This window comes from Bradyrhizobium sp. TM233, assembly GCF_036247965.1.
Classification (GTDB): Bacteria; Pseudomonadota; Alphaproteobacteria; order Rhizobiales; family Xanthobacteraceae; genus Bradyrhizobium; species Bradyrhizobium ottawaense.
This window is the reverse complement of record NZ_BTIG01000007.1, coordinates 100,062-124,428: the sequence shown is the minus strand read 5'-3', so window position 1 is coordinate 124,428 and position 24,367 is coordinate 100,062. Positions and strand designations below refer to the sequence as shown.

The 24,367-nt window shown below is 65.0% G+C and carries 22 protein-coding genes; 20 read left to right on the top strand and 2 right to left on the bottom strand.

All coding sequences use genetic code 11. The annotated features are described in order from the left end of the window. The first annotated feature begins 189 nt into the window (after nt 1-189). The 19 genes from AABA86_RS15355 to AABA86_RS15265 all read left to right on the top strand — a co-directional run bounded on the left by AABA86_RS15355 (nt 190) and on the right by AABA86_RS15265 (nt 19,264). Nucleotides 190-636 carry a hydrogenase accessory protein gene (locus tag AABA86_RS15355; RefSeq protein WP_338307398.1) on the top strand — a complete coding sequence of 149 codons (447 nt, stop codon included), beginning with the start codon at nt 190-192 and terminating at the stop codon, nt 634-636. Next, nucleotides 633-1,496 (top strand): hydrogenase expression/formation protein, encoded by an 864-nt coding sequence (locus tag AABA86_RS15350; RefSeq protein WP_338307397.1) that lies wholly within the window; start codon nt 633-635, stop codon nt 1,494-1,496. Before AABA86_RS15355 ends, AABA86_RS15350 begins: the two co-directional genes overlap by 4 nt. Further along, nucleotides 1,493-1,702 (top strand): rubredoxin, encoded by a 210-nt coding sequence (locus tag AABA86_RS15345; RefSeq protein ID WP_338307396.1) that lies wholly within the window; start codon nt 1,493-1,495, stop codon nt 1,700-1,702. Before AABA86_RS15350 ends, AABA86_RS15345 begins: the two co-directional genes overlap by 4 nt. After that, nucleotides 1,699-2,205, top strand: coding sequence for a [NiFe]-hydrogenase assembly chaperone HybE (gene hybE / locus AABA86_RS15340; protein ID WP_338307724.1), 507 nt, complete (start codon nt 1,699-1,701; stop codon nt 2,203-2,205). The genes AABA86_RS15345 and hybE overlap by 4 nt, the downstream gene beginning before the upstream one ends. Beyond that, the gene (locus AABA86_RS15335) at nt 2,202-3,287 is read left to right on the top strand and encodes a nickel-dependent hydrogenase large subunit (protein ID WP_338307395.1); all 1,086 of its coding nucleotides are present in this window, start codon (nt 2,202-2,204) and stop codon (nt 3,285-3,287) included. Before hybE ends, AABA86_RS15335 begins: the two co-directional genes overlap by 4 nt. After that, nucleotides 3,280-3,621, top strand: a complete 342-nt coding sequence (gene hypA, locus AABA86_RS15330; RefSeq protein ID WP_338307394.1) for a hydrogenase maturation nickel metallochaperone HypA — start codon at nt 3,280-3,282, stop codon at nt 3,619-3,621. Before AABA86_RS15335 ends, hypA begins: the two co-directional genes overlap by 8 nt. Beyond that, complete coding sequence (gene hypB / locus AABA86_RS15325; RefSeq protein ID WP_338307393.1) at nt 3,621-4,526, top strand: hydrogenase nickel incorporation protein HypB; 906 nt, start codon at nt 3,621-3,623, stop codon at nt 4,524-4,526. The genes hypA and hypB overlap by 1 nt, the downstream gene beginning before the upstream one ends. After that, the gene (hypF, locus tag AABA86_RS15320) at nt 4,523-6,784 is read left to right on the top strand and encodes a carbamoyltransferase HypF (RefSeq protein ID WP_338307392.1); all 2,262 of its coding nucleotides are present in this window, start codon (nt 4,523-4,525) and stop codon (nt 6,782-6,784) included. The genes hypB and hypF overlap by 4 nt, the downstream gene beginning before the upstream one ends. Beyond that, a complete protein-coding gene (locus tag AABA86_RS15315) occupies nt 6,784-7,020 on the top strand; it encodes a HypC/HybG/HupF family hydrogenase formation chaperone (protein WP_338307391.1) in 237 nt (78 codons plus the stop codon). Before hypF ends, AABA86_RS15315 begins: the two co-directional genes overlap by 1 nt. After that, the gene (gene hypD / locus AABA86_RS15310; RefSeq protein ID WP_338307390.1) at nt 7,017-8,159 is read left to right on the top strand and encodes a hydrogenase formation protein HypD; all 1,143 of its coding nucleotides are present in this window, start codon (nt 7,017-7,019) and stop codon (nt 8,157-8,159) included. Before AABA86_RS15315 ends, hypD begins: the two co-directional genes overlap by 4 nt. Further along, entirely contained in the window at nt 8,156-9,196 is a 1,041-nt protein-coding gene (gene hypE / locus AABA86_RS15305; protein ID WP_338307389.1) for a hydrogenase expression/formation protein HypE, read from the top strand. Before hypD ends, hypE begins: the two co-directional genes overlap by 4 nt. Before the next feature lie 6 nt (nt 9,197-9,202). Beyond that, nucleotides 9,203-10,906 carry a hydrogenase maturation protein gene (locus AABA86_RS15300; protein WP_338307388.1) on the top strand — a complete coding sequence of 568 codons (1,704 nt, stop codon included), beginning with the start codon at nt 9,203-9,205 and terminating at the stop codon, nt 10,904-10,906. Then, on the top strand, nt 10,903-12,339 hold the full coding sequence (locus AABA86_RS15295; RefSeq protein ID WP_212248663.1) for a sigma-54-dependent transcriptional regulator: 1,437 nt from the start codon (nt 10,903-10,905) through the stop codon (nt 12,337-12,339). The genes AABA86_RS15300 and AABA86_RS15295 overlap by 4 nt, the downstream gene beginning before the upstream one ends. Further along, nucleotides 12,332-13,696: a sensor histidine kinase gene (locus tag AABA86_RS15290; RefSeq protein ID WP_338307387.1), complete on the top strand. Its 1,365-nt coding sequence runs from the start codon at nt 12,332-12,334 to the stop codon at nt 13,694-13,696. Before AABA86_RS15295 ends, AABA86_RS15290 begins: the two co-directional genes overlap by 8 nt. A gap of 352 nt (nt 13,697-14,048) precedes the next feature. After that, nucleotides 14,049-14,552: a DUF3455 domain-containing protein gene (locus AABA86_RS15285; RefSeq protein WP_338307386.1), complete on the top strand. Its 504-nt coding sequence runs from the start codon at nt 14,049-14,051 to the stop codon at nt 14,550-14,552. Between the two features lie 431 nt (nt 14,553-14,983). Continuing rightward, nucleotides 14,984-16,126 carry a helix-turn-helix transcriptional regulator gene (locus tag AABA86_RS15280; RefSeq protein ID WP_338307385.1) on the top strand — a complete coding sequence of 381 codons (1,143 nt, stop codon included), beginning with the start codon at nt 14,984-14,986 and terminating at the stop codon, nt 16,124-16,126. A 174-nt stretch (nt 16,127-16,300) separates the two neighbouring features. Further along, nucleotides 16,301-17,524 carry a Bcr/CflA family efflux MFS transporter gene (locus AABA86_RS15275; protein WP_338307384.1) on the top strand — a complete coding sequence of 408 codons (1,224 nt, stop codon included), beginning with the start codon at nt 16,301-16,303 and terminating at the stop codon, nt 17,522-17,524. Between the two features lie 480 nt (nt 17,525-18,004). Further along, nucleotides 18,005-18,787, top strand: coding sequence for a Crp/Fnr family transcriptional regulator (locus AABA86_RS15270; RefSeq protein ID WP_338307383.1), 783 nt, complete (start codon nt 18,005-18,007; stop codon nt 18,785-18,787). 93 nt (nt 18,788-18,880) lie between these two features. Next, nucleotides 18,881-19,264 (top strand): c-type cytochrome, encoded by a 384-nt coding sequence (locus AABA86_RS15265; RefSeq protein WP_212248666.1) that lies wholly within the window; start codon nt 18,881-18,883, stop codon nt 19,262-19,264. A 37-nt stretch (nt 19,265-19,301) separates the two neighbouring features. Here AABA86_RS15265 and AABA86_RS15260 read toward each other — a convergent pair whose 3' ends face one another. Further along, nucleotides 19,302-20,291 carry an FAD:protein FMN transferase gene (locus AABA86_RS15260; protein ID WP_338307382.1) on the bottom strand — a complete coding sequence of 330 codons (990 nt, stop codon included), beginning with the start codon at nt 20,289-20,291 and terminating at the stop codon, nt 19,302-19,304. Between the two features lie 9 nt (nt 20,292-20,300). Then, a complete protein-coding gene (locus AABA86_RS15255; RefSeq protein WP_338307381.1) occupies nt 20,301-22,379 on the bottom strand; it encodes a 4Fe-4S binding protein in 2,079 nt (692 codons plus the stop codon). A 209-nt stretch (nt 22,380-22,588) separates the two neighbouring features. Between AABA86_RS15255 and AABA86_RS15250 the strand changes: the two genes are divergently transcribed. After that, nucleotides 22,589-24,304, top strand: a complete 1,716-nt coding sequence (locus AABA86_RS15250; protein ID WP_338307380.1) for a nitrite reductase — start codon at nt 22,589-22,591, stop codon at nt 24,302-24,304. The last annotated feature ends 63 nt before the right edge of the window (nt 24,305-24,367 follow it).

Sequence of the window (24,367 nt, the reverse complement as noted above, 5' to 3'; positions counted from 1 at the left end):
TTCTATCTGCTAAGATAGCTTCCACTCAAATTGGAAAGTATCTTGTCATCGATGTATGCGCCGCTTCGCACATCTGAAAATACATGATGTAAATCAAATACATATCTCGAGAAAATTGCTGGAATATCCTGGCATGTGCCTTGCTAACTCCTATCCCGCGCAAATCATAAGCTTGTCAGGGGAGGTCTGATGGAATTCCAGGTGGGGAAGCAGGATCTGACGCGGTACGGCCTGCCTGAGGTCGACGCCGCCACGGTCGATCATTTTCTCGGCGCGGCCGACGAGGCTGGCGCGATCGCGGTGCTGCTGTCGGCGGGCGATCCCAACCGTTTCCCCGAGGCGATCGACGTCGCCGTGGTGTTGCCGGAGTTGATCGCCGCTTTCAATGGCCGGCTGCGCGGCGCGATCATCGCCCGCGGCGACGAGAGTGCACTCGGCCAGCGTTTTGGCGTGCGGGTGCAACCGACCCTGATCCTCGTCGCCAAGGGCGAGACGCTGGGTCTGGTCGCCAAGATCCAGGACTGGTCGGTCTATATCGACCGCATCACAAAGCTGATCGACCGTCCGCGCGGGCAAGCTGCCGCGGTCGCCGTCACCATCGTTCCCCAGCATCGCACACAAGGTGTCGAGCTATGAAGGTCGGATTCTGGGATGCGCCCGAAGGCGCCGAGCAACCGGTCAGCGTGTTTCCGATCGGCGAGGAGAGTCTCAATGCGTCGAAAGGCAGCCTGACGGCGGCCGGAGCTCTGGCAAAGCTTGCAACGCTCGACAGCGCCGAGCTTGCCAGGAGCTGCCCGAACGCGGTCGCGCTGCTCTCGAACATCGCGCAGGCTATCGCTGGCCAAAAGGCGGATGCGCCGAGCCAGCTGTTCCGGCTCGCCAATCTCAACGAGCTCGAGACCAAGCTCATCGCCGACGTGCTCGGCGAGGGCGAGGTCGGCGGGGTCGTCGCGTTGCCCGACGGATCGCTGGCTCAGATCCAGGAATCGGTCCTGGCGGGGATCTGGCGCGTGCGGCTCGAGACCGACGCGGCGTCCGAATATATCGAGATCGGCGCCGTCCCGGAGATCGTCAAGCGCGCGGCCGCCGACCTGACGTCTGCCGATTTCGAGATCGGGCAAGTGCCGGAGGGCGCCATGAACGTGCTGCCGGTGCTCGCCGAAATCCGCGAGCGCGCGCTGGCCTGGCGCCCCGGTATCCGCTCGCAGATCATCAATTTCACGCTGCTGCCGATGAGCCCGGTCGACATGAGCTTCCTGCAGGACACGATCCGCAACGGCCCGATCCAGCTGGTGTCGCGCGGCTATGGCACCTGCCGGGTGCTGTCCACTGGCATCCGCAATGTCTGGTCGGTGCAGTTCTTCAACGCCATGGATACCATCATCCTCGATACGCTCGAGGTCGGCGGCGTGCCGACCGTCGCGCTTGCGGCGGACGAGGATTTCGAGGATTCCGCCGAGCGGCTGCAGGAAATCATCGAGGCCTATTTCAAATGAGCGCCTTCGAGAATTTTGGCGTGCGTCAGGACGTCACCGAGGCCACGCGGCTGGAATGCGGCATCTGCTGGACGGTCTACGATCCCGCCGATGGCGACGAGGTGGCGCAGATCAGGCCCGGCACGCCGTTCGCGGCGCTGCCGGAGGAATGGCACTGCCCGAACTGCGATGCGCCGAAGTCCAAATTCATGGCGATCGAAGCATGACGGGGAGGACGCCAGATCCCGATGCGGACGCCGTGGCGTGGGGCGAGCTTCTGGCCGGAACCTATCGGGAGATCGGCGAGCGCGCCATGCGTGATCTGCCGATCTACAACGATGCGCTCGGCGTCGAGGCGGTCGGCTTCCGCCGGTTCAATGGCACGATCGTCGGCATCATGGTCACACCATGGTTCATGAACGTGGTGATGCCGGGAAGCGCGGCACGGGAGACGTCGGGCACGAGCATACGAATCGGTTTTCCCGCAGGCGACATCGAGTTCACCCTCAGCGAGGTCGGGCAGATGGGCAGGATCGCAAGCTGCTCACTGTTCTCACCGATGTTCCAATTCGCCGACATGGCCGCCGCGCTGGCAACGGCCGAGGCCGCGCTTGCCGAACTGATGCTGCCGGCCGACAGCGAGGAGGCGGTCCGCCGCCGCGAGCCCGCGACAACGCCGATCGATCGGCGTAACTTCCTGCGCGGGACTTTGACGGAGCGGCGCGGATGACCTTGGCCTTCCGCAATGAGATCGACATCACGGTGTGGCTTGCCGGCTCTACCATCGCCGACGTCGCGATCCAGCCGCGCAGCCGGCCGCCGCTGACGCGGCTGTTCGCGGGAAAGCCGGCTGCCTCCCTGCTTCCGGTGCTGCCGCGGCTGTTCTCGCTCTGCTCGGTGGCACACCAGGTGGCGTTCCTGTCGGCGATCGAGGCCGCGCAGGGGCTGCAGGCGGCGCCGGCCATGGCGCGCAATCGCGTCACGGCGGTCGTTGCCGAGCGGCTGACCGAATTGCTGCGCAGCCTGTTCGTCGGACGGCTCGCGCTCGACGGCGCGAGCGCTGCGTCCGTGCGCGCCATGATGCAGGCAACCACCGTCCTCTGTGGTGCCAGCGAAGGCGCGTCGGAGGCCTTGCGGTGCGAGGCCGTGGCACAGATCAAGGCCGCGCTCGCAGCGCTCGGGATTGCCGGCCAAGGCCAGGCTCTCGTGCCGGGCAGCGTGCTCGCCGTCTATGTCGAACGCTGCGAGGATGAGGGCTTGTCGCCGCCGTCGGTCGAGCAATCATTCCTGACGGCAGCTGATGATCTCGACATCGTCACGCGCCTGCTCGCGGGCGGGCCAGCCTATTCCGACGCGCCGGAGCTCTGCGGCAAGATTCCGGAAACCGGCGTCTGGGCGCGGGCACGGTGCGAATCCGCCTTGCCGGGGGCAGGGGCGGCCGCGCGCCTCGAGGCGCGCATCGCCGAAGTGGCGCGGCTTTGCGTCTGGCTCGACCAGGGCGATGAGAATCTCGACGATGGCGTCGTCGCGAGCTATCGGCTCGGCGCGGGCAGGGCGGCGGCGGCGGTCGAATGTGCGCGGGGCCGGCTCTACCACGCCGTCGTGCTCGACGAGGAAAGCCGCATCGTCAATTTCGAATTCCTGGCGCCGACCGAGTGGAATTTCCACGCCCGCGGTCCGCTGGTGCGGAGCCTCAAGGGCGCGATGCTGGCTGCCGGACGGCGCGGCCAGGACGCGGTTCGCACGCTGGTCGGCGCGTTCGACCCTTGCGTCGGTTTCAACCTCAATTTCCGCGAGGTGGGCCATGCATGAGATGGCGCTCTGCGAAGGCATCATCGGCATCGTCGAGGAGGAAGCGCGCAAGCGTTCCTTCGCCAAGGTGAACGTCGTCTGCCTCGAAATCGGTGCGCTCAGCCATGTCGCGCCGGAGGCGATGAAATTCTGCTTCGAGGCCGTCGCAGCACGGACCATCGCAAAAGGCGCAAGGCTCGAGATCGTCGAGACACCGGGAACCGCCTGGTGCATGGCGTGCTCAGAGAGCGTCGAGATCAAGCAGCGCTACGAGGCGTGCCCCTGTTGTGGTGGCTATCAATTGCAGGTGACGGGCGGCGAAGAGATGCGCGTAAGGGAACTGGAGGTCGACTGATGTGTACGGTTTGCGGCTGCAGCGACGGCAAGGCGTCCCTCGAACACGCGCATGATCATCATCATGACCACGATCATGATCACGGCGGACACCATCATCATCACGGTCATGGGCATGGGCATGGCCATGTTCACGATCACCACCATGACCACGGCCCTGCTGAGCCTGGCGTGCTCGATTGCGGCGCCAATCCGGCTGGTCAGGAGATCGCCGGCATGAGCAGCGAGCGCATCATCCAGGTCGAGCGCGACATTCTCGGCAAGAACGACAGGCTTGCGGCCGACAATCGTGCGCGCTTCCAGGCCGACGAGGTGCTTGCCTTCAACCTGGTGTCGAGCCCGGGTGCCGGAAAGACCTCGCTGCTGGTTCGCGCGGTCTCGGAATTGAAGGACAGCTTTCCGATCGGCGTGATCGAGGGCGACCAGCAGACATCCAACGATGCCGAACGCATCCGCGCCACCGGCGTCGCGGCGGTCCAGGTCAACACCGGAAAAGGCTGTCATCTCGATGCCGCCATGGTCGGCCAGGCCTATGACCGGCTGCCCTGGCTGAACGGCGGCATCCTCTTCATCGAGAATGTCGGCAACCTCGTTTGCCCTGCGGCCTTCGATCTCGGCGAAGCCTGCAAGATCGTGGTGTTCTCGACCACCGAGGGCGAGGACAAGCCGCTGAAATATCCTGATATGTTCGCAGCGGCCTCCTTGATGCTGATCAACAAGATCGACCTCGCGCCGGTGCTTGATTTCGACCTTGCCAGGACCGTCGAATATGCCCGGCGGGTCAACCCTGACATCGAGGTGATGACGGTGTCGGCACGCACGGGCGAGGGGTTCTCGGCCTTCTATGCCTGGATTCGCAGGCGCTGGGCGAAGGTGAAGCGGGCCGAGATGGCGACGCAGGGATGACGATGAACGGCGGGACGAGCGCTGCCAACAGGACCAGACTGCGCCTGCACGTGCGCGGCGCGGTGCAGGGCGTCGGATTTCGTCCCTATGTCTACGGCCTCGCCACACGCTATCGTCTCGGCGGTTTCGTCGCCAACGATCCTCACGGCGTCATCATCGAGGTCGAGGGCGAGCGTGCCGCGGACTTCATCACGGCACTGCCGCTGGAGAAGCCGCCGCTTGCCCGCATCGACGAAATCTCGGTGCATCCGGTCGGGGCGGTGGCGAGCGGGGAATTCTGTATCCGCGCCAGCGAGCAGGGCAGGGTATCGACCCGCATCGGCGCCGACGCTGCGACCTGCCAGGAATGCCTGCGCGAGCTGTTCGATCCGAGCAGCCGCTTCTATCGCTATCCGTTCGTCAACTGCACCCATTGCGGCCCACGCTACACCATTGCCGAGCGGCTGCCCTATGACCGTGCGGCCACGGCGATGAAGGGCTTTGCGATGTGCAGGGCCTGCGCGGACGATTATGCCGATCCCAACAACCGCCGTTTCCATGCCGAGGCGATTGCCTGCCCGGATTGCGGTCCAAGGCTCAGCCACGAGATCGCGGACATTGCCGCCGCCATTGCCGGGGGCAAGATTGTCGCGATCAAGGGGCTCGGCGGCTATCAGCTGCTCTGCGATGCCCGCGACGATGGCGTCGTGCGGCGGCTGCGGCAGCGCAAGCAGCGCGACCAGAAGCCCTTTGCCGTCATGGTCGGGTCGGTGGACGCGGTCGCTGATATCGCTGAGGCCGAAAGTGCCGAGCTTGCGTTGCTGGAGAGCTCGCCGCGGCCGATCGTGCTGATGAGATCGCGCCATCGGCTCGCGCCGGCGATCGCACCGGAGTTGTCGCGTCTCGGCGTCATGCTGCCGGTCGCGCCGCTCCATCACCTGATCTTCGATGCGCTGAAGTCGGCGCACGCGTGCGCCGGGGAAAGCTGGGCGATCGTCGCCACCAGCGCCAATCCCGGCGGCGAGCCGCTCCTGATCGACAATCGCGACGCCGAACGACGCCTTGCCGGCATTGCCGATCTCGTCGTCACCCACGACCGCGACATCGTCACCCGTGCCGACGATTCCGTCGCGGCAGTCGTTGAGGGCCGGGTACAATTCATCCGCCGCGCCCGCGGCTACGTGCCCGAGCCGGTTCGCCTGGCGCGGTCGGTGCCACCGATCCTGGCAGTCGGAGGAGCACTCAAATCGACCGTGACGGTCACGCGCGGCAACGAGGCGTTCGTCTCCCAGCACATCGGCGACCTCGACACCGCGGAAGGCGTCCGCTTCTTCGAGGAGACGGTGGATCATTTGCTGTCGACGCTGGACGTCGAGCCGGTCGTTGTCGCCCATGATTTGCATCCCAACATGGCCTCGACCCGCTTCGCCGAGGCCAGCGGGAAGCGGCTGGTCGCGGTCCAGCACCATCATGCCCATGCGGCCTCCGTGATGGCGGAACATGGCATCGCAGGACCGGCGCTGGCCCTGGTTCTCGACGGTTTCGGCCACGGCAACGACGGCGGCAATTGGGGCGGCGAGCTCCTCGCCTGCGACGGCGCCCACTTCCGGCGGCTCGGATACCTCGCGCCGATGAAGATGCCGGGCGGCGACCGCGCCGCGCGCGAACCGTGGCGGATGGGCGCCAGCGTGCTGCATGGCCTCGGGCGAGGCGACATAATCGCGACGCGGTTCAATGCACAGCCGCAGGCCTTGCGCCTCTGCGCCATGCTCGATCAGCCGGGCGTGCCGACGACGACCAGCGCCGGCCGGCTGTTCGATGCGGCGGCGGGACTCCTTGGCCTCTGCCCGGTGCAGAGCTACGAAGGCGAAGCCGCGATGAAGCTGGAAGCGCTGGTGCGCACGCCGCGCATCGCGCAAGACGGCTGGATCATCGAGAGCGGCGCGCTGTCCCTGGCTCCGCTGTTCGAGCACCTGGCAACCGGGACCATCGATCCGGTCGAGGGCGCCGAGCTGTTCCACGGCACGCTTGCCGCTGCCTGCATCGATTGGATCGGCCGGGCGGCGCGCACGACCGGCATCGTGACAGTCGCCCTGAGCGGCGGCTGCTTCCTCAACGCGATCCTGTCGGACGAGATCGAGCGCGGCTGCATCGCGGCCGGCCTCTCGCCGCTGCTGCCACGTCAGATGCCGCCCAATGACGGCGGCCTCAGCCTGGGCCAGGCCTGGATTGCCGCGCTAACACTCCTCGAACAGCAAGATCTGGAAGGAACCGCCTGATGTGTCTCGCGATACCGGCAGAGGTCACAAAGCTCCTGCCCGACGAGATGGCCATCGTCTCGATCGACGGCGTCAGCAAGGAGATCTCGGTCGCCCTGATCGAGAATCTCGCGGTGGGCGACTACGTGATCATCCATGTCGGCTATGCCCTGACCAAGATCGATCCGGAGGAAGCGCGGCGCACGCTCGAATTGTTGCGCGAGCTGAGCGCCGAGGGACAGGGAGTGGCGCCATGAAATACGCCGACGAGTTTCGCGACAAGGAGATCGCATTGGGGCTCGCGAAGACGATTCGGGCGGAGACCCATCCGGAACGGCCGTATCGGTTCATGGAGTTCTGCGGCGGTCATACGCATGCGATCTCGCGCTACGGTCTGGAGGACATGCTGCCGAAGAACGTGCGGATGATCCATGGCCCGGGTTGTCCGGTCTGCGTGCTGCCGGCCGGGCGCATCGACATGGCGATCCGGCTTGCGGAGCGCAGCGAGGTCATCCTGTGCGTCTATGGCGACCTGATGCGCGTTCCCGGCTCGCAGGGCGCCTCGCTTCTGAAGGCGAAGGCGCGGGGCGCCGATGTCCGCATGGTCTATTCCACGATCGATGCGATCAGGATTGCTGAGGAAAATCCAGAGCGCGAGATCGTGTTCTTCGCCATCGGCTTCGAGACCACGACGCCGCCGACCGCGGTGATGATCCGGCTGGCCGAGAAGAAGCAGCTTTCGAACTTCAGCGTGTTCTGCAATCACGTGCTGACCCCGCCGGCCATGCAGAACATCCTGGAGAGCCCTGATATCCGCAGCATCGGCCGCGTCGAGATCGACGGCTTCGTCGGGCCGGCGCATGTCTCGACCATCATCGGCACCGCGCCTTACGAGTTTTTCGCGGAAGAATTCGGCAAGCCGGTGGTGATCTCGGGCTTCGAGCCGCTCGACATGATGCAGGCGATTTTGATGCTGGTGCGCCAGGTCAACGAGAACAGGCACGAGGTCGAGAACCAGTATAGCCGCGCGGTCACGCGCGACGGCAATCTGCGCGCCAAGGAGGAGGTCTCCGACATCTTCGAGCTGCGCGACCAGTTCGAATGGCGCGGGCTCGGGCAGGTGCCCTATAGCGGGCTGAAGCTGAAGCGCACTTACGCGAAATACGACGCCGAAATCCGCTTCGGCATGAACGAGCTTCGCGTCGAGGACAATCCGGCGTGCGAATGCGGCGCCATCCTGCGCGGCGTGAAGAAGCCGGTCGACTGCAAGCTGTTCGGCACGGTCTGCACGCCCGAGACGCCGATGGGATCCTGCATGGTCTCCTCGGAAGGCGCCTGCGCCGCGCATTGGACCTACGGCCGCTTCCGCGACCATCAGCAGAGGCGGGCGTCATGAAGGCCTATCAGCGCAAGCTCGATATCAGGAACGGCTGCGTCGACCTGTCCCACGGCTCGGGCGGCCGCGCCATGGCGCAGTTGATTTCCGGCCTGTTCCACGAGGCCTTCGGCAATGAATGGCTGGCGCGCGGCAACGACCAGTCGGCCTTCGACGTCGGCGCCGGGCGCATGGTGATGACGACCGACGGCTATGTTGTCTCGCCGCTGTTCTTTCCAGGCGGGAATATCGGCTCGCTCGCGGTCCACGGCACGGTCAACGACATCGCCATGGCCGGTGCCAAGCCGCTTTATCTGTCGGCGAGCTTCATCATCGAGGAGGGATTTCGCTTCGCCGACCTCAAGGCGATTGCGGAATCGATGGGGGAGGCGGCGCGCGACGCCGGTGTCCACATCATCACCGGCGATACCAAGGTGGTCGAGCGCGGCAAGGCGGACGGCCTGTTCATCTCGACCTCGGCCGTCGGGGTCGTCCCCGACGGGCTCGATCTGTCGGCCGAGAACGCGCGCGTCAGCGATCGCGTCCTGATCTCGGGCACCCTCGGCGATCACGGCGTGGCGATCATGTCGAAGCGGCAAAACCTCGCCTTCGAAACCGAGATCGTGTCGGATTCGGCGGCACTGAACGGTCTCGTCGCGAAGATGGTCGAAGCCGGCGGCGCCGGAATCCGCCTGATGCGCGATCCCACCCGCGGTGGGCTCGCCGCGACGCTGAACGAGATCGCGCAGCAATCCGGCCTCGGTTTTCACCTCCAGGAGGAGGCGATCCCGGTCAAGCCGGGCGTGGCGGCCGCTTGCGAACTGCTCGGGCTCGATCCGCTCCATGTCGCCAATGAGGGCAAGCTGGTCGCGATCGTCGCGCCCGAGATTGCCGGCGCCGTGCTCGCCGCGATGCGGCAACATCCGCTCGGTCGCGATGCCGCCGACATCGGCGAAGCCGTCGCCGACGACCATCATTTCGTGCAGATGGCGACGAGGTTTGGCGGCGGCCGGATCGTCGATTGGCTGTCGGGCGAGCAATTGCCGCGGATCTGTTGAGCGATCATGATGCGCATCCTGCTGCTTTCGCATTCCTTCAACAGCCTGACGCAGCGTCTGCATGTCGAGCTGCGCGAGCGCGGCCATGAGGTCTCGGTCGAGCTCGATATCCACCCCGACGTCACGCGCGAAAGCGTGGCGCTGTACCGGCCGGACCTCGTGATCGCGCCGTTCCTCAAACGCGCGATCCCCGAAGATGTCTGGCGCAGCGTGCGCTGCCTGGTCGTGCATCCCGGCCCGCCCGGCGACCGCGGCCCGGCGGCGCTCGACTGGGCCATTCTCGAAGGCGCGGCCGAGTGGGGCGTCACCGTGCTGCAGGCGGATGGCGAGTTCGACGCCGGTCCGGTCTGGGCTTCCCGCACGTTCCCGATGCGGCGCGCGGCAAAGTCCAGCATCTACCGCAACGAGGTCACCTCATGCGCGGTCGAAGCGGTGCTGGAAGCGATCGCGGCGATCGAAGCGGGACGGCCGACGCCGCAGCCGATGCGCGAGGGCGACGCGCGCATTCGCGTGCGCGGGCCCTGCCGCCAGTCGGACCGGGCCATCGACTGGCAGCACGACACGACCGAGACCGTGCTGCGCAAGATCAACAGCGCCGACGGCATGCCGGGCCTCCTCGACAGCCTGTTCTTCCAGGACGTGCGGCTGTTCGACGTCCATGAAGCGCGCGATATCTCCGGCGTTCCCGGCACGATCGTGGCGCAATGCGACGGTGCGTTGGCGCGTGCAACGGTCGACGGTGCAGTCTGGATCGGCCATGTGCGGCAGCTTGCACCGAAGAGCCTGAAGCGATCTGCGGCAAAGATCTTCGCCGAGCAAGCAGCCAGCCTGCCGCTGCGGCCGGATTGCGGCTATGCTCCGCTGCAATATCGCGAGCATGGCGAGGTCGGCGAGTTGCGGTTCTCTTTCTACAACGGCGCCATGACGACCGGCGACTGCGAAGCGCTGCTGGATGCCTACCGGGCCGCGCTGACGCGCCCGACAAAAGTGCTGCTTCTGACCGGCGGTTTCGACTACTGGTCGAACGGCATTCATCTGGCCGAGATCGAGGGCGCCGACAGCGCCGCCGATGAATCCTGGCGCAACATCAACGCCATCGACGATCTTGCGCGCGCCATCATCGAGACGACGGACCGGCTGGTGGTATCGGTCATCCGCGGCAATGCGGGAGCAGGGGGCGTGTTCCTGAGCCTGGCCGCCGACGAGGTCTGGGCCGGCGATCAGGTCGTGCTCAATCCACACTACAAGGACATGGGCAATCTGTTCGGCTCCGAATACTGGACCTATCTGTTGCCGCGCCGCGCGGGCGCCGACAACGCGACCCGGATCACGCAGTGCCGGTTGCCGATGGGCGTCGCGGAGGCCAAGCGCCTCGGGATCGTTGATCGTGTCCTCGCAAGGAACGAGCTTGCGCGCGAAAATCTCGTGAAACTCGCTGCCGCCATGGGTTCGGATCAAGGCTTGGCAGCGCGGCTCGCTGACAAGAGAAGGCGCCGCGCGGCGGACGAGGCGGAGAAGTCCCTGCAAGCCTATCGCGACGAGGAGCTGCGGCGGATGAGGCTCAATTTCTACGGCTTCGATCCGAGCTACCACGTCGCCCGCTACAATTTCATCCACAAGGTGCCGAAGTCGCGCACGCCGCTGACCATCGCCAATCATCGGTTGCGGCGGACGGCCGAGCGGCAGAGACCCATGGTTGTGCCCTCATGAGCGTTCTGGGAACCATTCTCGTCGTCGATGACGAAGTTCGTTCGCAGGAGGCGCTGCGGCGCGTTCTCAGGGAGGATTTCGAGGTGCTCTGCGCCGGCAATGCGGCCGATGCGGAAAAGCTGCTGGAGGGCGAGATCGTCCACGCCATCCTCTGCGACCAGCGTATGCCGCATGAATCCGGCGTGAGCTTCCTGAAGCGCGTGCGGGAGCTGTGGCCCGATCCGGTGCGGATGATCATCTCGGGCTATTCCGATTCCGAGGATATCATCGCAGGCCTCAACGAGGCCGGCATCTATCAATACATCACAAAGCCCTGGCAGCCGGACCGGCTGGTCGACATCGTCAAGGAGGCGGTGCAACTCTATCGCCTGCAGAAGGAGACGGAGACGGCCGGCGTCGACGTCAAGGCGACGCCGGGGCACATCAAGAAGGTCGTCTCGGTCAAGCGCGGGGTTGCCAAGCAGCTCTATGATTTCGACCGCATCGTGCATTCGCCGGAAAGTCCGATGCACAAGGTGATCGAGCTCGGCAGACGCGCCGCGGACTACGACATCTCCGTGCTGATCACGGGCGAGTCCGGGACCGGCAAGGAGCTGCTCGCACGCGCCATTCACTACGGCTCGGCGCGCGCCAACAAGGCCTTCGTCGTCGAGAACTGCGGCGCCTTGCCGGACGAGCTGCTCGAAAGCGAGCTGTTCGGCTGCAAGAAGGGCGCCTTCACCGGCGCCTATCAGGACAGGATCGGCCTGTTCGAGGTCGCCGACGGCGGCACCATCTTCCTCGACGAGATCGGCGAGACCTCGCCGGCATTCCAGGTCAAGCTGCTGCGCGTTCTGCAGGAGAGCGAGATCCGGCCGCTCGGCGCCCAGCGGGTGCGCAAGGTCGATGTCCGCGTCGTGGCCGCGACCAACCGGGATCTTGAGGCCGAGGTCGAGGCGGGCCGCTTCCGGCGCGATCTCTATTATCGCCTGGCGGCGTTTCCCGTCCACATGCCGGCCTTGCGCGAGCGCCCGATGGACGTCTCGTTGATCGCCGAAGGGGTGCTGTCGTCGGTGAAGGTCTCCTTCAACCGGTCGGGCCTGCGCTTTGCCCCTTCCGCGCTCGAGGCCTTCGTCAAGTACCATTGGCCCGGCAATGTCCGCGAGCTGCAGAACGAGATCCAGCGCATGGCGGTGCTGGCGGACGCGGATGAGTTGCAGGCCCCGCCGCTGCTGGGCAAGGGCAACGGCAAGCCGCCGGCGACCGCGGTCCCCGGCCAGCTGAACGGCTCGGCCACCCTCAAGGACAAGGTGGAAGACCTGGAGAAGGCGCTTATCATCAGCTATCTGGAGCGGTACGAAGGCAATATCAGCCGGGTCGCGAGCGAGCTTGGTCTGTCGCGCGTCGGTCTCAGGAACAAGTTGTCCAGGTATGATTTGAGGAAGAATGCCTGAGGTGACGCACCCTCCTGAAACCAGCGAGACCGAAACGCTGCTCAAGCTGATCAGCAATCGCGGCGCGATGGAGCTCGACCAGGAGCGCGAGGGCGCCTGGATCGAAGTCATCCGCAAGATGGACGAGGTCTATTCCGACCTCCTGCGCTATGAGGTCGACCTCGAGCACAAGAATGCGGAGCTGGAGGAGGCGCAGGCCTTCGTCACCAACGTCATCGAATCCGTCTCCGACATCCTCATCGTCTGCGATGCGAAAGGGCTGGTGCAGCAGGTCAATTCCGCGTTCCAGCACATGCTGGGCTGCAGCGTCGCGGATATCGTCGGCAAGGATATCGCCGATGTCATCGCTGCCCAGGACAGGGCCAAGCTGGTGCCGCTGCTGAAGCCGCGCGGCGCCTCCGATGTCGTCGACGGCGAGCTGCGGTTTTCGCGCGAAGGCGGCAGCTCCGATCTGTTCGCCATCAACGGATCGCCCCGCCACGATCATCGCGGCCGCTTCATCGGCGTGGTGCTGACGGGACGTCCGATCGGAGAGCTGCGCCGCGCCTATGAGGAGCTGCACAAGGCGCATCACGAGCTGCAGCGCGCCCAGCGGCAACTGGTCGAGCAGGAGAAGATGGCAAGCCTCGGCCGTCTCGTTGCCGGTGTCGCGCACGAGCTGAACAACCCCATCAGCTTCGTCTATGGTAACGTCCACACCCTGATGCGCTATCGGACCGCGATCGTCGCCTATCTCGATGCTGTCCACGGCGAGAAGGACAGTGACCTCACGGCCGAGCGGCGCAGCCTTCGCATCGACGAGATCCTGGAGGATTTCGGTCCGCTGATCGAAGGCACCCTGGAGGGCGCGGTCCGCATCAGCGAGATCGTGAAGAATTTGCGCCGGTTGTCCTTCAGCAAGCTCGGCGAGGTCGAACGCGTCAACATCGAGCGGCTCATCAACACTGCGGTGCTGTGGGCCGTGCGCACCAAGCAGGTGCGCATCGACTTGCAAATGGAGGTCGAGCCGGAGCTCTGGATCTCCGGCAATGAGGGGCAGTTGCACCAGGTGATCGTCAATCTCGTCGAGAATGCGATCGATGCGATGCGCGGCACGGAATCGCCGCGGCTTGTCGTCTCGGCGGTGCGCAAGGGTCACGAGATCCTGTTCCGGATCTCGGACAACGGCCCGGGAATCGACAAGGATCACATCAGCCACATCTTCGAGCCGTTCTTCACGACCAAGCGGGTCGGCGAGGGGACGGGCCTTGGCCTCTGGATCAGCTACGGCATCGTGCGCGAGCACGGCGGCGAGCTGCTCGCGGGATATGGGCCGGAAGGCGGCGCGACATTTTCGTTCGCGTTGCCGTCGGCCTAAAGCATGATCCGGAAACGAGCGTAGCGGTCTTCCGAAAGGATCATGCGCAAACAACAACCTGAAGCGCGATGACGATTCATCCTGATCGCATCGCGCTTTAGGCGGCTGCCACTGATCCCGCTGCCTCATCGTCAGCGTCGTCGGCCAAGATGAAAAATGGTCGCACGGTTGCCTCCTCGATTTGCAGGAGGCGAATGTCACGCGCGACTGCTACCTGAACGATCGGCTGAATTCGGAGATGGAAACGCCGCGCTGGGCTCAACGGCGGCGCGCAATGCGCCGCGCGCGGTGGTCTGCGGCACGCCGCGACCAGGCCGGGAAGATTTTTAGTCGATGAAGACAGGAGTCAGGCATGCAGAGCGTCGTCCAGATATTGTCGCTGATCCTTACGGTCGTCACGTTCGGCACGGGCGCGACGAAGTCCGTGATGCCAAAGGAGATCGTCGCCAACGGGACGGTGGTTGCGAGCTTGCTGGCCGAGGGAGCGCAGACCTACGATTGCAAGGCCGGCAGTGACGGCAAGTTGATCTGGACATTCCGGGAGCCGATCGCGACGTTGATTTCCGAGGGCAAGACTGTCGGTCGCCACTACGCCGGTCCGATCTGGGAGAATGTCGACGGCAGCGCGATCACCGGCAAGGTCGTCGCGAGCGCGCCCGGCGCGACGCCGAACGACATTGCCTGGCTCAAGCTCAGCGTCGTCAGCACGCGCGGCGAGGGCCTGTTCTCGAAGGTGACGACCGTGCAGCGGATCGAGACCCATGGCGGTGCGGTGCAAGGCTCCTGCGAGGCGACGGGCACCTCTCTCGTTGCCCCATACGTCGCCACCTACGTCTTCGTGCGCGAGGGGAACTGAACCCGACGGCACGGGAATGGAATAGCTGCGGGCCGTCGTCTCCTAGGTTTGACGGAGGCGGCCTCATTCCAGCGGTGGTAATTGCGAAGGTCGACGCGTTGGCGGCATGGGAGCTCCATCGTCCCACTCCGACCGGGGCCGTCGCGCCATCTGGAACTTGCCATGACGAAGATACTGGTCATGCCGGGAGCGGGTAACCGACCGCCTTGTAACGGAAATTGCCGCGGCACCGACGACCTGCCGAACAGCCGCATCCTCCGAACGGAGGATGGCTGAAGTTCCCTTCTCAACGAGTGTGTGAACACGCGATATGCCCGGAGGGGAGCGGATGATGATAATGTCGGAGTGCTGCGGAGCATGCAGCTGTCGTCTTCGTTTCCAGATTCGGGCTGCCAATGAATTATAGGCCAAATCTGCAATCGGTTCCGACATTGTCCGCGCCGGACAATTTCGGTGTTCAGCGAGAGCTGAGCGATCTGATCGGCGTCGTCTATGATGCCGCCGTGGATCCCCCGCGCTGGAATGAGGCCATCGCGAAAGCCACCCAATTTGTCGGTGGCACCGGTGGAGGACTTTTCTGCAAGGACGTCGGCGTCCAGCATGCATCCATCTCTCATGGTCATGGATTTCAGAGGCCGCTGCCGGTCGCGCTGTTTGGAGAGATCTATCCGGCGGCTGCGGCACACTTTCAGGGAGACATCGAAGAGCCGATCGCGACCGCAGATCTGATACCGCTGAAGCAACTGACCCGGACCGAGTTCTATCGTCAGTGGGCCAAGCCTCAAGGCCTGATCGATTTCCTGAGCGTGGTCGTCGACAGGACGACCATCAGCGCCGCGATATTCGGCGTTTTTCGCCACCAGACGAACGGCGTCTTCGACGATCAAGCGCGCCGCAAAATGAGGTTGATCGCTCCGCATATCCGGCGTGCCGTATTGATCGGCAAGATGTTCGAGTTCAAGGCGGCGGAAGTCGCCACGTTCGTCGATACGCTCGACGGGCTCAGTGCGGGCATGTATCTCGTCGACGTGAACGGACGTCTCATTCACGCAAATGCCGCCGGCAACGCCATTCTCGCTGCATGCGATATCCTGAGCTCCGTCGGTGGCCGCTTGGTCGCGCGCGATGCGCGGGTCGACAGAGCCTTGCGGGAGGTCTTTGCGAGCGCCGGGCAGGGGGACGCCGCGCTCGGCACCAGGGGGATTGCCGTGCCGCTGGCCGGAAACGACGGTGAACGCTATGTCGGCCATGCGCTACCCCTGAGCTCAGGTGCGCGCCGCCGCGCCGGCGTCGTCAATACCGCCGCTGCTGCGTTGTTCGTTCGCAAGGCAACGCTCGTCGTGCCGTCGGCATCTCAGGCCATTGGCGACGCATTCAAGCTGACGCCGACCGAGCTTCGCGTATTGCTCGCGATCGTCGAGGTCGGAAACATTCCCGAGATCGCCGATGCATTCGGTGTTGCCGACACGACGATCAGGACCCATGTCAGCCATCTGTTCGAGAAGACAGGTGCGGTGCGCCAGGCCGATCTGATCAAGCTGGTCGCGGGATATGCGACGCCGCTGGCGGATTGAGCGCAGGCGGAGCGCCCGAACCGGGCAAGCGCCGGATCCGGACGCCCGGTTTCTCCTCCATTCCCAGGACGACAGATCTCGCCCGCCTGCTTAGGGTTGCTGGCGATCGGTTGGTGGCGCGGCCGATCGGCATTTGACAATCCGCATTGTCATCAACCCGCGGAAGCACCAGCAATGAGCAGCGATCTCGTCGTGGGCAAGGCTGCTGCCGGCAAGCCCGAGCAACGCAACGGGATCGCTGGTAGAGGCGTGATCTGCGCATTTGCGGCGATGGGAGTCCTGTCCACCAACATCTTTCTTCCCTCATTGCCGGCAATGGCGGCCGATCTTGGCGTGTCCAGCGCGGCCGTGACATCGAGCATAACCGTATTTCTGGTGGTCTTTGCCGCAGGGCAGCTCATCGTCGGTCCGCTGTCGGACAGGTTCGGGCGGAAGGTCCCGATCGTCGTCGGAATCTGCGTCTTCGTGCTCGGGACCGCGGGGTGCGCCTTCGCGGGAGAGTTCCTGACCCTGCTGGTGGGCCGATCGGTTCAGGCGGCCGGGGCCTGCGCCGTTGCAGTTCTATCGCGTGCCATCGCCCGGGACTTGTTCGACGGCGAGGCACTGACCAGGGTGATGGCATCGATTACGATCGCCACCGCGGCGGCACCTGGCTTTTCGCCGCTCCTCGGCGGCGCGATCGACCTTGTTCTCGGCTGGCGCTTCGAGTTTGTGTTTGTCGCGGCCGTCGCCGTCGGCGCAGGGGCGGTGTATGCGGCATTCGTTGGCGAGACGCTGGAAACGGTCAGCGCTCCGCGCCATCCGCTCGAGATTATCCGTGGCTATCTTGGCCTGGTCCAGGACGCGCGCTTCAGCGCGCCCGCGAGGACCGCCGGCCTTCTCATGGCCGGCCTGTACGCGGTCTTGTCGAGCGCGCCACGCGTGCTTCTCGAGGGATTCGGCCTGTCGCCGATCGCTCTCGGCTGGTTGTTTGCGGGCGTCGTCTTCATCGTGTTCGGCGCCGGCTTGCTGGCACCAAGGCTGTCGGCGCGATTTGGCCGCCAGGGTGCGACGTCGGCCGGTCTTGCGCTGGCCGCCGCTGGAGCCGCCGCGCTGCTTGGCATGATGCTGGTCGAAGGGATCGCGCTGGGTTCATTTCTCATGATCGTTGCGGTGTTCCTGTTCGGGGCCGGGATTGCGAGCCCGCTTTCGAGCGCGACGGCGCTGGCGCCGTTCGGCGACAAGGCTGGCCAGGCGGCCGCGCTGTTCGGCTGCTCGCAAATGGCGGGCGCAGCCTGTGGTGCCGCGCTCGCGGCGATCCTCTCCAGCGATCCGGTCCGGGGACTTACGATCGTTCTCGCGGCGACGTCTCTGGTCGCACTGGTGTTGCATGTCGCTCGGGGGCGTCGCGGCGCGTGATCATGCGTCGGATGTTGGACGTAGTTGCCTTTGCGCAGGAGATCGCAAGATCCTGACGCTGCGTCTGCGGCCAGTTGTGCCCCTGGCTTGCAGGCCACCTCCATGCTCCCTGCATCGAAGGGGCCGATTGTCACGACGAATTGCGCCGTGAGAGATTCGGCCATCGGCAGCACGCCAGGATTGGACTGTGAGCCCGGCCAGTTCGCGCCGTGAGCCTGTCTCGCCTGCGCACGTGAATGTCGTTTCGACGGGTGACCGCAGCCGTCAATTTGTACCGAAAGCGCCGAAGTTTGCGCTTCCACAAAGAGCCATGGATGGAAATAGTTCGATTGTTGAGCGTCGGGTGTTCCGTCGCGCTGGTTCGTATCTCTTGATCGAGCGCCGGCGAGACGGCCCCTCGTTGGAATTGATCCAGCTCAAAATATGTCGCGATGGATGATCAATAGTCACGCAACAGGATCAAACATCAGGGATGAGACGATGATGGCGCCCACTCCGGTTGATCTTGAGATCGCCGCGGAGATACCGGTCTTCAGTGGGCTCGAGCCGCAAGCGCTTGCCGTCTTGCTGGGGCCAGCCAGCATTCTCAATCTCCGTCCGGGTCATACGCTGTTTCGTCAGGGCGAGCCGGCCCAGGCATTCTTCGTTGTCATGGACGGCTGGATCAAGCTGTACCGGGTCACGCCTGCTGGCGACGAGGCCGTGCTCAACGTGCTCACCAGGGGCGAGAGCTTGGCCGAGGCGGTTACGTTCACGTCCGACCGCTATCCCGCTACCGCGAGCGCGGTAACTTCGGCCCGGGTGATGGTCATTCCGGCCGACCACGTCATCGCTTGCATTCGCCAGATGCCCGACGTCGCAATCGCGATGATCGCCTCGACGTCGCAACATCTGCATCGAATGGTCCAGCAGATCGAGCAATTGATGGCGCAGAGCGCTACGCAGCGCGTGGCCGAGTTTCTCGCTTCGCTAGCCCCCCGCACCAAGGGGCCATGCACGATCACGCTGCCATACGACAAATCGCTGATCGCCGGCAGGCTCGGCCTGAAGCCAGAGTCGCTTTCCCGAGTGTTCGCCAAGCTGCGTGCGGTGGGCGTCGATGTGCGCGCCTCGAACGTGGTGGTGCGCGACATGGCGCAGCTCTGCAAGCTCGTGGCCTGCGACCGGATCAGCGCGCGCTGCCCCGTGAAGCCCAGAATGATGTGCTCCGAGCCGCCCGCTCCACGCGCGATCCGGCCCGAGGCGAAATCTGTGCCGGCGTGAACCTCATGCGCCGGTCTGCCGTCATTCTTCAAATCCGCGCTGGCGCATCCGAGGCGTAGCCGGACCAATTCCACTCAAACAGGAGACGACGAAATGAGGCGTGTTTTGATCGCAATCGCTGTCGCTGCGGCTTCGAGCAGTGCCGGTTACGCGCAGGACGTGACGGCGGGCGCCACCGCCTTCAAGAAGTGCGCCAGCTGTCACGACGTCGGCGCGACCGCGAAGAACAAGGTCGGCCCGGTGCTCAATGGTCTCGACGGCCGCAAATCGGGATCGGTTGCCGGCTACAATTATTCGGACGCGAACAAGAATTCCGGCATCACCTGGGATGAGGCGAGTTTCCTCGACTATATCAAGGATCCCAAGGCCAAGGTGCCCAACACCAAGATGGCATTCGCCGGCATCAAGAACGAGGCCGAGGCCAAGAATCTCTGGGCCTATCTCAAGCAATACGACGGCGACGGCAAGACCAAGTAGAGGTCGAACCGGCCGTCTGCCCGGCGCGCATCGTCGCTCAGCCGACGATGCCGTCGCGCGGGTCGGCCGACCGGTATGAGCGGCGTCCGGCCAGATCGGTTGCCCATATCGCGGTGCCGCTCAACCGTGGCAGCAACTCCTGGATCTCGTTCGCAGAGGCGATGGAGAGCGCCGTCGACAGCGCGTCGGCCACGGCCGCCGAGCGATGGTGCACGGTGATGGTGCGCCAATGCGCCGCGCTCCGGCCGCTGCGTGGATCGAACAAATGGTGCGCCGCGCCGTCGGCACCGAGCACGCAGCCCGAGCCCTCGGACGTGGCGAGCGCTCCGTTCGCCAACCGTAGCGGATCGGCGCCGCTGCGCGCGATCAGCCATGGCGATCCGTCGCGGCGCGTGCCAGCCGCCCGCTGCTCACCGAGGTCGACCAGGATGTTCGTGAACCCCTTCGCCGCCAGCATCTCCGCCACGCGGTCGGTGACGTAACCTTGGCCGAGACCATTGAGCGTCAGGCGTTGGTTGTCGCCCAGATGAATTGAGTTCGGTCCGATCCGGACGCTCCGCCAGTCCACGGCCCGCCTTGCTTCGGCAATGACGGCTTCCGGCGGCAGGCCGGTGCGGCCTTTGTCCGCGAACCAATCGACATGGGCTTCCCACAGCGCCTGCACGGTCGGGTCGAACAGGCCGTTCGTGAGGTCTGCGATCTCTAGCGCCAGCGCCACGGCGCGCCTGAGATCGCCGCCCGGCTCGACGAGGGCGCCGTCGCGATTGAGCCGGCGCAGCTCCGATCCGGATTGAAACAGGCTCAACGCGTTTTCCAGGCGATCGATCTCCGCCTCGACCAACGCGGCAATCCCTCTTGCGCTGCCCGGCTCGATGTCGCTGAACAGGATCCGCGCGTCCGCACCCATCGCCGTGCCGCGCCATTCGAAATCGGCCCTGGCTGGACGGGCGGGACCCGCGATGGCGACCGCAGCGGCCGACGCGAGGATCGTGATGGCGCGGCGTCGTGTCGGATGATCAGGGAGCATCGTGTCTCCTCACGACGGCTGGGAAGGGGCTTGCGGCAACGGCTGGCGCCGCTGTGCGCGCTTCTTCAGGTGCAGGCAGACGTCCTGGTCGAAATAATTGGCCTGGCACTTCAGGCAATAGATGCATTCGTTGGGGTTGATCTGGCCGAGCGGATGGATCGCCTGCACCGTGCAGCGCCGGGCGCAGACGTGACATTCCGCGCCGCATTCCCGGTAGCGCTTGAGCCATTCGAACATCCGCATCCGGGCCGGGATCGCGAGCGCCGCGCCGAGCGGGCAGAGGTAGCGGCAGTAGAAGCGTTCGACGAACAGGCCGGCGAGCAGCAGCAATCCGGCGTAGACGCCGAACGGCCATTCCCGCAGGAATTTCATGGTGATCGCCGTCTTGAACGGCTCGACCTCCGCGAGCTGGAAGGCCGTCAGGATCGAGCGCAGCGAGATCGCGAGGATGGCGACGAAGAGGACGTATTTGATCATCCACAGGCGCTCGTGCAGCCCGAACGGAACCTCGATCTGCTTGATGCCGAGCCGGCGCGCGAGCTGATTGGTGAGCTCCTGCAAGGTGCCGAACGGGCAGAGCCAGCCGCAGAACACGCCGCGGCCCCAGAACAGCATGCTGAAGGCGACGAAGCTCCAGAGCAGGAACACCAGGGGATCGAGCAGGAAAAGCTCCCAGCGGAAGCCGGAGAGCAGGGCGTGGATGAAGGTGAGGACGTTGACCACCGAAAGCTGCGCGTTGGCGATGAAGCCGAGGAACACCAGCGTCAGGAGCAGATAGCCGGTGCGGAGCCGATAGTAGAAGACGCCGTGGGCCGTCACGGTGTCCTGGAAGATCAGGATGGCGGCCAGCACCGTCAGCATGGCGCCGAGCACGCCGATCTCATAGCGCCGCGCCCACCAGATCTCCTGCCACACCGTCTGCACCGGAGCGGGCGCGGCCGTGGTCGATGCCGCGGGCGGCTCGGCCGGCGCGGCGATCAGGTAGCGCTCGGGAATGCGATAGTCGAGCGAGATCACGGCGGGGCCGCTCGCAGCGGCGCCGGCGGCGAGATCGACGTCGAGCCGGAACGGCTTGGTCGAATCGAAACCGCTCGCCCGCGGAATGCGGAACACGGCGATCTCGCGCAACTCCGGCGCGCCGGCGGCGTGCAGCGTTTCGACCGCCGTATGGTCGGCGGGCTTGAGACGCAGGGTTCGCGAGCCCTGGACGATCTCGATCCGGGTGAAGGTCCCGGACTGGCGCCATTCCGTGCCCTTGAACGAATAGAGTCCGGATGCGCCGATCAGAAGCAGATCGTCGTCGGGGCCGATCTTTGCCGTTTCACTTTCGTAAATGCGTTGGCCGAGCAGGCTTTCGCCGATCGGCGGCGGCGTGGCGAGCGCCATCCAGAGGTCGATGAAGGCCTTGTCGGGTTCGCTGTCCCGGGTCCCGAGCAGCTTTGCCGCTTCGCCGCGGCTCACCAGCCGCCTCTGCACCGCGCCCTCGGCGAGCAGCGAGGACCAGGACGACCGGCGCAGGGTCTCGCGGTCGAGCCGCACGGCCCGCTCGGGCACATTGGTCCGGCTGCGCAGCACGGCGCGTGCCGAGCGCACGATTGCGTCGCGGATCACGGTACTCGTGATGGTCGCGCCGGCGACGGCGTGCGGTCCACGCGCGGGCTCACCGGCGGATTTGAGCGTGGCGCTGCCGCGCACGTCGAAGCCGCGGAAATTGGCGACATAGGCGGCGAGCGCATCGCGGGGGATTCCGATCACGAGGATCGGCTCTTCATGCGCGACGATCTCGGCGCCGGCGACGATGCCATCAGCCGTCACCGCCGCGACGATGTCGAGCGGCCGGCCCGCATAGCCGACGGAACCGGAGACATCGAGGCTCGAAAAGGCGTAGCCGAGCACGCGTCCATCGGCAGCCCGCACCACCGCTGCCGGAGGCTTGCCATCAGTACGGTCGATCACGACGGGCTCGGAGAAGAACTTGGCGGCGACGCTGAGGTCGGCTGCGTTTGCGCTGCAAAACATCAAGGACAGCGCCGCCAGTGCGGACAGGGCGTGCCGTGCAGCGGCGGAGATGATTCCAGGCGATCGCATCCGACGGATCAGGCAGCGTTGCGAGGCGGGCGCATTGAGATGGATCAATGTTGCGATTAACCGCGGTCAAGGAGAAATCGTCGGATTGCCTGCATAAACCTCCCATCGGATTCTCACGCTGGAGGAATGTAATGCGAGGCCGAGCTTCTCTGTTTCCAAGCCTGTTTCCAAGGCTGGCTGGCGGCGTTGCCGCTGCGAGCCTAATCCTTTTGAGTGCGACAAGCGCCGGCTACGCGCAGCAGGCTCCGACGCCGAAGCCTGCCGATGTCGAGCAGCACAAGACGACGCCGGGCGGCCAATACCAGCCGAGCCTGGACGTTCTCGGCAAGGGCGCGACCGAGCAGCCCGGCACCAAGCCGGGCGATCCCAACCTGACGAAGGCCGAGTTCGACAAGGCCAACCAGATCTATTTCGAACGTTGCGCCGGATGCCATGGCGTGCTGCGCAAGGGCGCGACCGGCAAGCCGCTGACGCCCGATCTCACCAAGAAGCTCGGCTTCGACTATCTGCGTGACTTCATCACCTATGGTTCGCCCGGCGGCATGCCGAACTGGGGCACCTCGGGCCAACTCGAGGCCGCCGACATCGACCTGATGGCCCGCTACCTCCTGAACACGCCGGCGCAGCCGCCGGAGTTCGGCATGAAGGAGATCAAGGACAGCTGGAAGGTCCTGGTTCCGGTCGCGCAGCGGCCGACCAAGAAGATGAACAAGCTCGACATCGACAATCTGTTCTCGGTGACGCTGCGCGATGCCGGCGAGGTCGCGCTGATCGACGGCACCACCAAGAAGATCGAGCACATCCTGAAGTCCGGCTATGCCGTGCACATCTCGCGCATGTCGGCATCGGGACGCTACCTCTACATCATCGGACGCGACTCGAAGCTCAACCTGATCGATCTCTGGATGGATCCGCCGCAGACGGTCGCCGAGCTGAAGATCGGCACCGAGGCGCGCTCGGTCGAGACCTCGAAGTTCAAGGGCTATGAGGATAAGTATGCGATCGCCGGAGCCTACTGGCCGCCGCAATACGTGCTGATGGACGGCGCGACGCTCGAGCCGTTCAAGGTGGTCTCGACCCGCGGCATGACCGAAGACACGCAGGAGTATCACCCCGAGCCGCGCGTTGCCTCCATCGTGGCCTCGCACTTCAAGCCGGAGTTCGTCGTCAACGTCAAGGAGACCGGCCAGGTCCTGCTCGTCAACTATCAGGATCTCAAGAACCTGAAGGTGACGTCGATCGAGGCCGAGCGCTTCCTGCATGACGGCGGCTTCGACAAGACCGGCCGCTACTTCCTGGTCGCCGCGAACGCTCGCCACAAGGTCGCGATCGTCGACACCAAGGAAGACAAGCTGGTCGGCGTCGTCGAAACCGGCGGCCAGACCCCGCATCCCGGACGCGGTGCCAACCTCGAGCATCCGAAGTACGGGCCGGTGTGGGCGACGAGCCATCTCGGCAGCGAGCAGATCTCCTTCATCGGCACCGACCCCGAGAAGCACAAGCAGTTCGCCTGGAAGGTGGTGCAGACGGTGGACGGTCAGGGCGGCGGATCGCTCTTCATCAAGACGCATCCGAAGTCGGAGAACCTCTACGTCGACACGCCCTTGAACACGGATGCCGAGATCTCGTCGTCGATCGCGGTGTTCAAGATCAAGGACCTCGCCAAGGAGAAGCCGACCTACAAGGTGCTGCCGATCGGTCAGTGGTCCGGCATCTCGGAAGGCGCCCGCCGCGTGGTGCAGGGCGAGTACAACAAGGACGGCACCGAGATCTGGTTCTCGGTCTGGAACAACAAGGCGCAGGACTCGGCGATCGTGGTCGTCGACGACAAGACCTTGACCTTGAAGACGGTCATTCGTGACCGGCGACTGGTCACCCCGACCGGCAAGTTCAACGTCTTCAACACGCGTAACGACGTCTACTGACAAATCCGGGGTTGGTGCGGCGAGCGATCGCCGCACCAGCCAGCCTTTTCGCGGTAGTTTCGG

What these genes read in the sequence shown, in the direction of transcription:
- AABA86_RS15355 (WP_338307398.1), top strand. Translation starts at nt 190, where the DNA reads ATGGAATTCCAGGTGGGGAAGCAGGATCTGACGCGGTACGGCCTGCCT.
- AABA86_RS15350 (WP_338307397.1), top strand. Translation starts at nt 633, where the DNA reads ATGAAGGTCGGATTCTGGGATGCGCCCGAAGGCGCCGAGCAACCGGTC.
- AABA86_RS15345 (WP_338307396.1), top strand. Translation starts at nt 1,493, where the DNA reads ATGAGCGCCTTCGAGAATTTTGGCGTGCGTCAGGACGTCACCGAGGCC.
- hybE (WP_338307724.1), top strand. Translation starts at nt 1,699, where the DNA reads ATGACGGGGAGGACGCCAGATCCCGATGCGGACGCCGTGGCGTGGGGC.
- AABA86_RS15335 (WP_338307395.1), top strand. Translation starts at nt 2,202, where the DNA reads ATGACCTTGGCCTTCCGCAATGAGATCGACATCACGGTGTGGCTTGCC.
- hypA (WP_338307394.1), top strand. Translation starts at nt 3,280, where the DNA reads ATGCATGAGATGGCGCTCTGCGAAGGCATCATCGGCATCGTCGAGGAG.
- hypB (WP_338307393.1), top strand. Translation starts at nt 3,621, where the DNA reads ATGTGTACGGTTTGCGGCTGCAGCGACGGCAAGGCGTCCCTCGAACAC.
- hypF (WP_338307392.1), top strand. Translation starts at nt 4,523, where the DNA reads ATGACGATGAACGGCGGGACGAGCGCTGCCAACAGGACCAGACTGCGC.
- AABA86_RS15315 (WP_338307391.1), top strand. Translation starts at nt 6,784, where the DNA reads ATGTGTCTCGCGATACCGGCAGAGGTCACAAAGCTCCTGCCCGACGAG.
- hypD (WP_338307390.1), top strand. Translation starts at nt 7,017, where the DNA reads ATGAAATACGCCGACGAGTTTCGCGACAAGGAGATCGCATTGGGGCTC.
- hypE (WP_338307389.1), top strand. Translation starts at nt 8,156, where the DNA reads ATGAAGGCCTATCAGCGCAAGCTCGATATCAGGAACGGCTGCGTCGAC.
- AABA86_RS15300 (WP_338307388.1), top strand. Translation starts at nt 9,203, where the DNA reads ATGATGCGCATCCTGCTGCTTTCGCATTCCTTCAACAGCCTGACGCAG.
- AABA86_RS15295 (WP_212248663.1), top strand. Translation starts at nt 10,903, where the DNA reads ATGAGCGTTCTGGGAACCATTCTCGTCGTCGATGACGAAGTTCGTTCG.
- AABA86_RS15290 (WP_338307387.1), top strand. Translation starts at nt 12,332, where the DNA reads ATGCCTGAGGTGACGCACCCTCCTGAAACCAGCGAGACCGAAACGCTG.
- AABA86_RS15285 (WP_338307386.1), top strand. Translation starts at nt 14,049, where the DNA reads ATGCAGAGCGTCGTCCAGATATTGTCGCTGATCCTTACGGTCGTCACG.
- AABA86_RS15275 (WP_338307384.1), top strand. Translation starts at nt 16,301, where the DNA reads ATGAGCAGCGATCTCGTCGTGGGCAAGGCTGCTGCCGGCAAGCCCGAG.
- AABA86_RS15270 (WP_338307383.1), top strand. Translation starts at nt 18,005, where the DNA reads ATGATGGCGCCCACTCCGGTTGATCTTGAGATCGCCGCGGAGATACCG.
- AABA86_RS15265 (WP_212248666.1), top strand. Translation starts at nt 18,881, where the DNA reads ATGAGGCGTGTTTTGATCGCAATCGCTGTCGCTGCGGCTTCGAGCAGT.
- AABA86_RS15260 (WP_338307382.1), bottom strand. Translation starts at nt 20,291, where the DNA reads ATGCTCCCTGATCATCCGACACGACGCCGCGCCATCACGATCCTCGCG.
- AABA86_RS15255 (WP_338307381.1), bottom strand. Translation starts at nt 22,379, where the DNA reads ATGCGATCGCCTGGAATCATCTCCGCCGCTGCACGGCACGCCCTGTCC.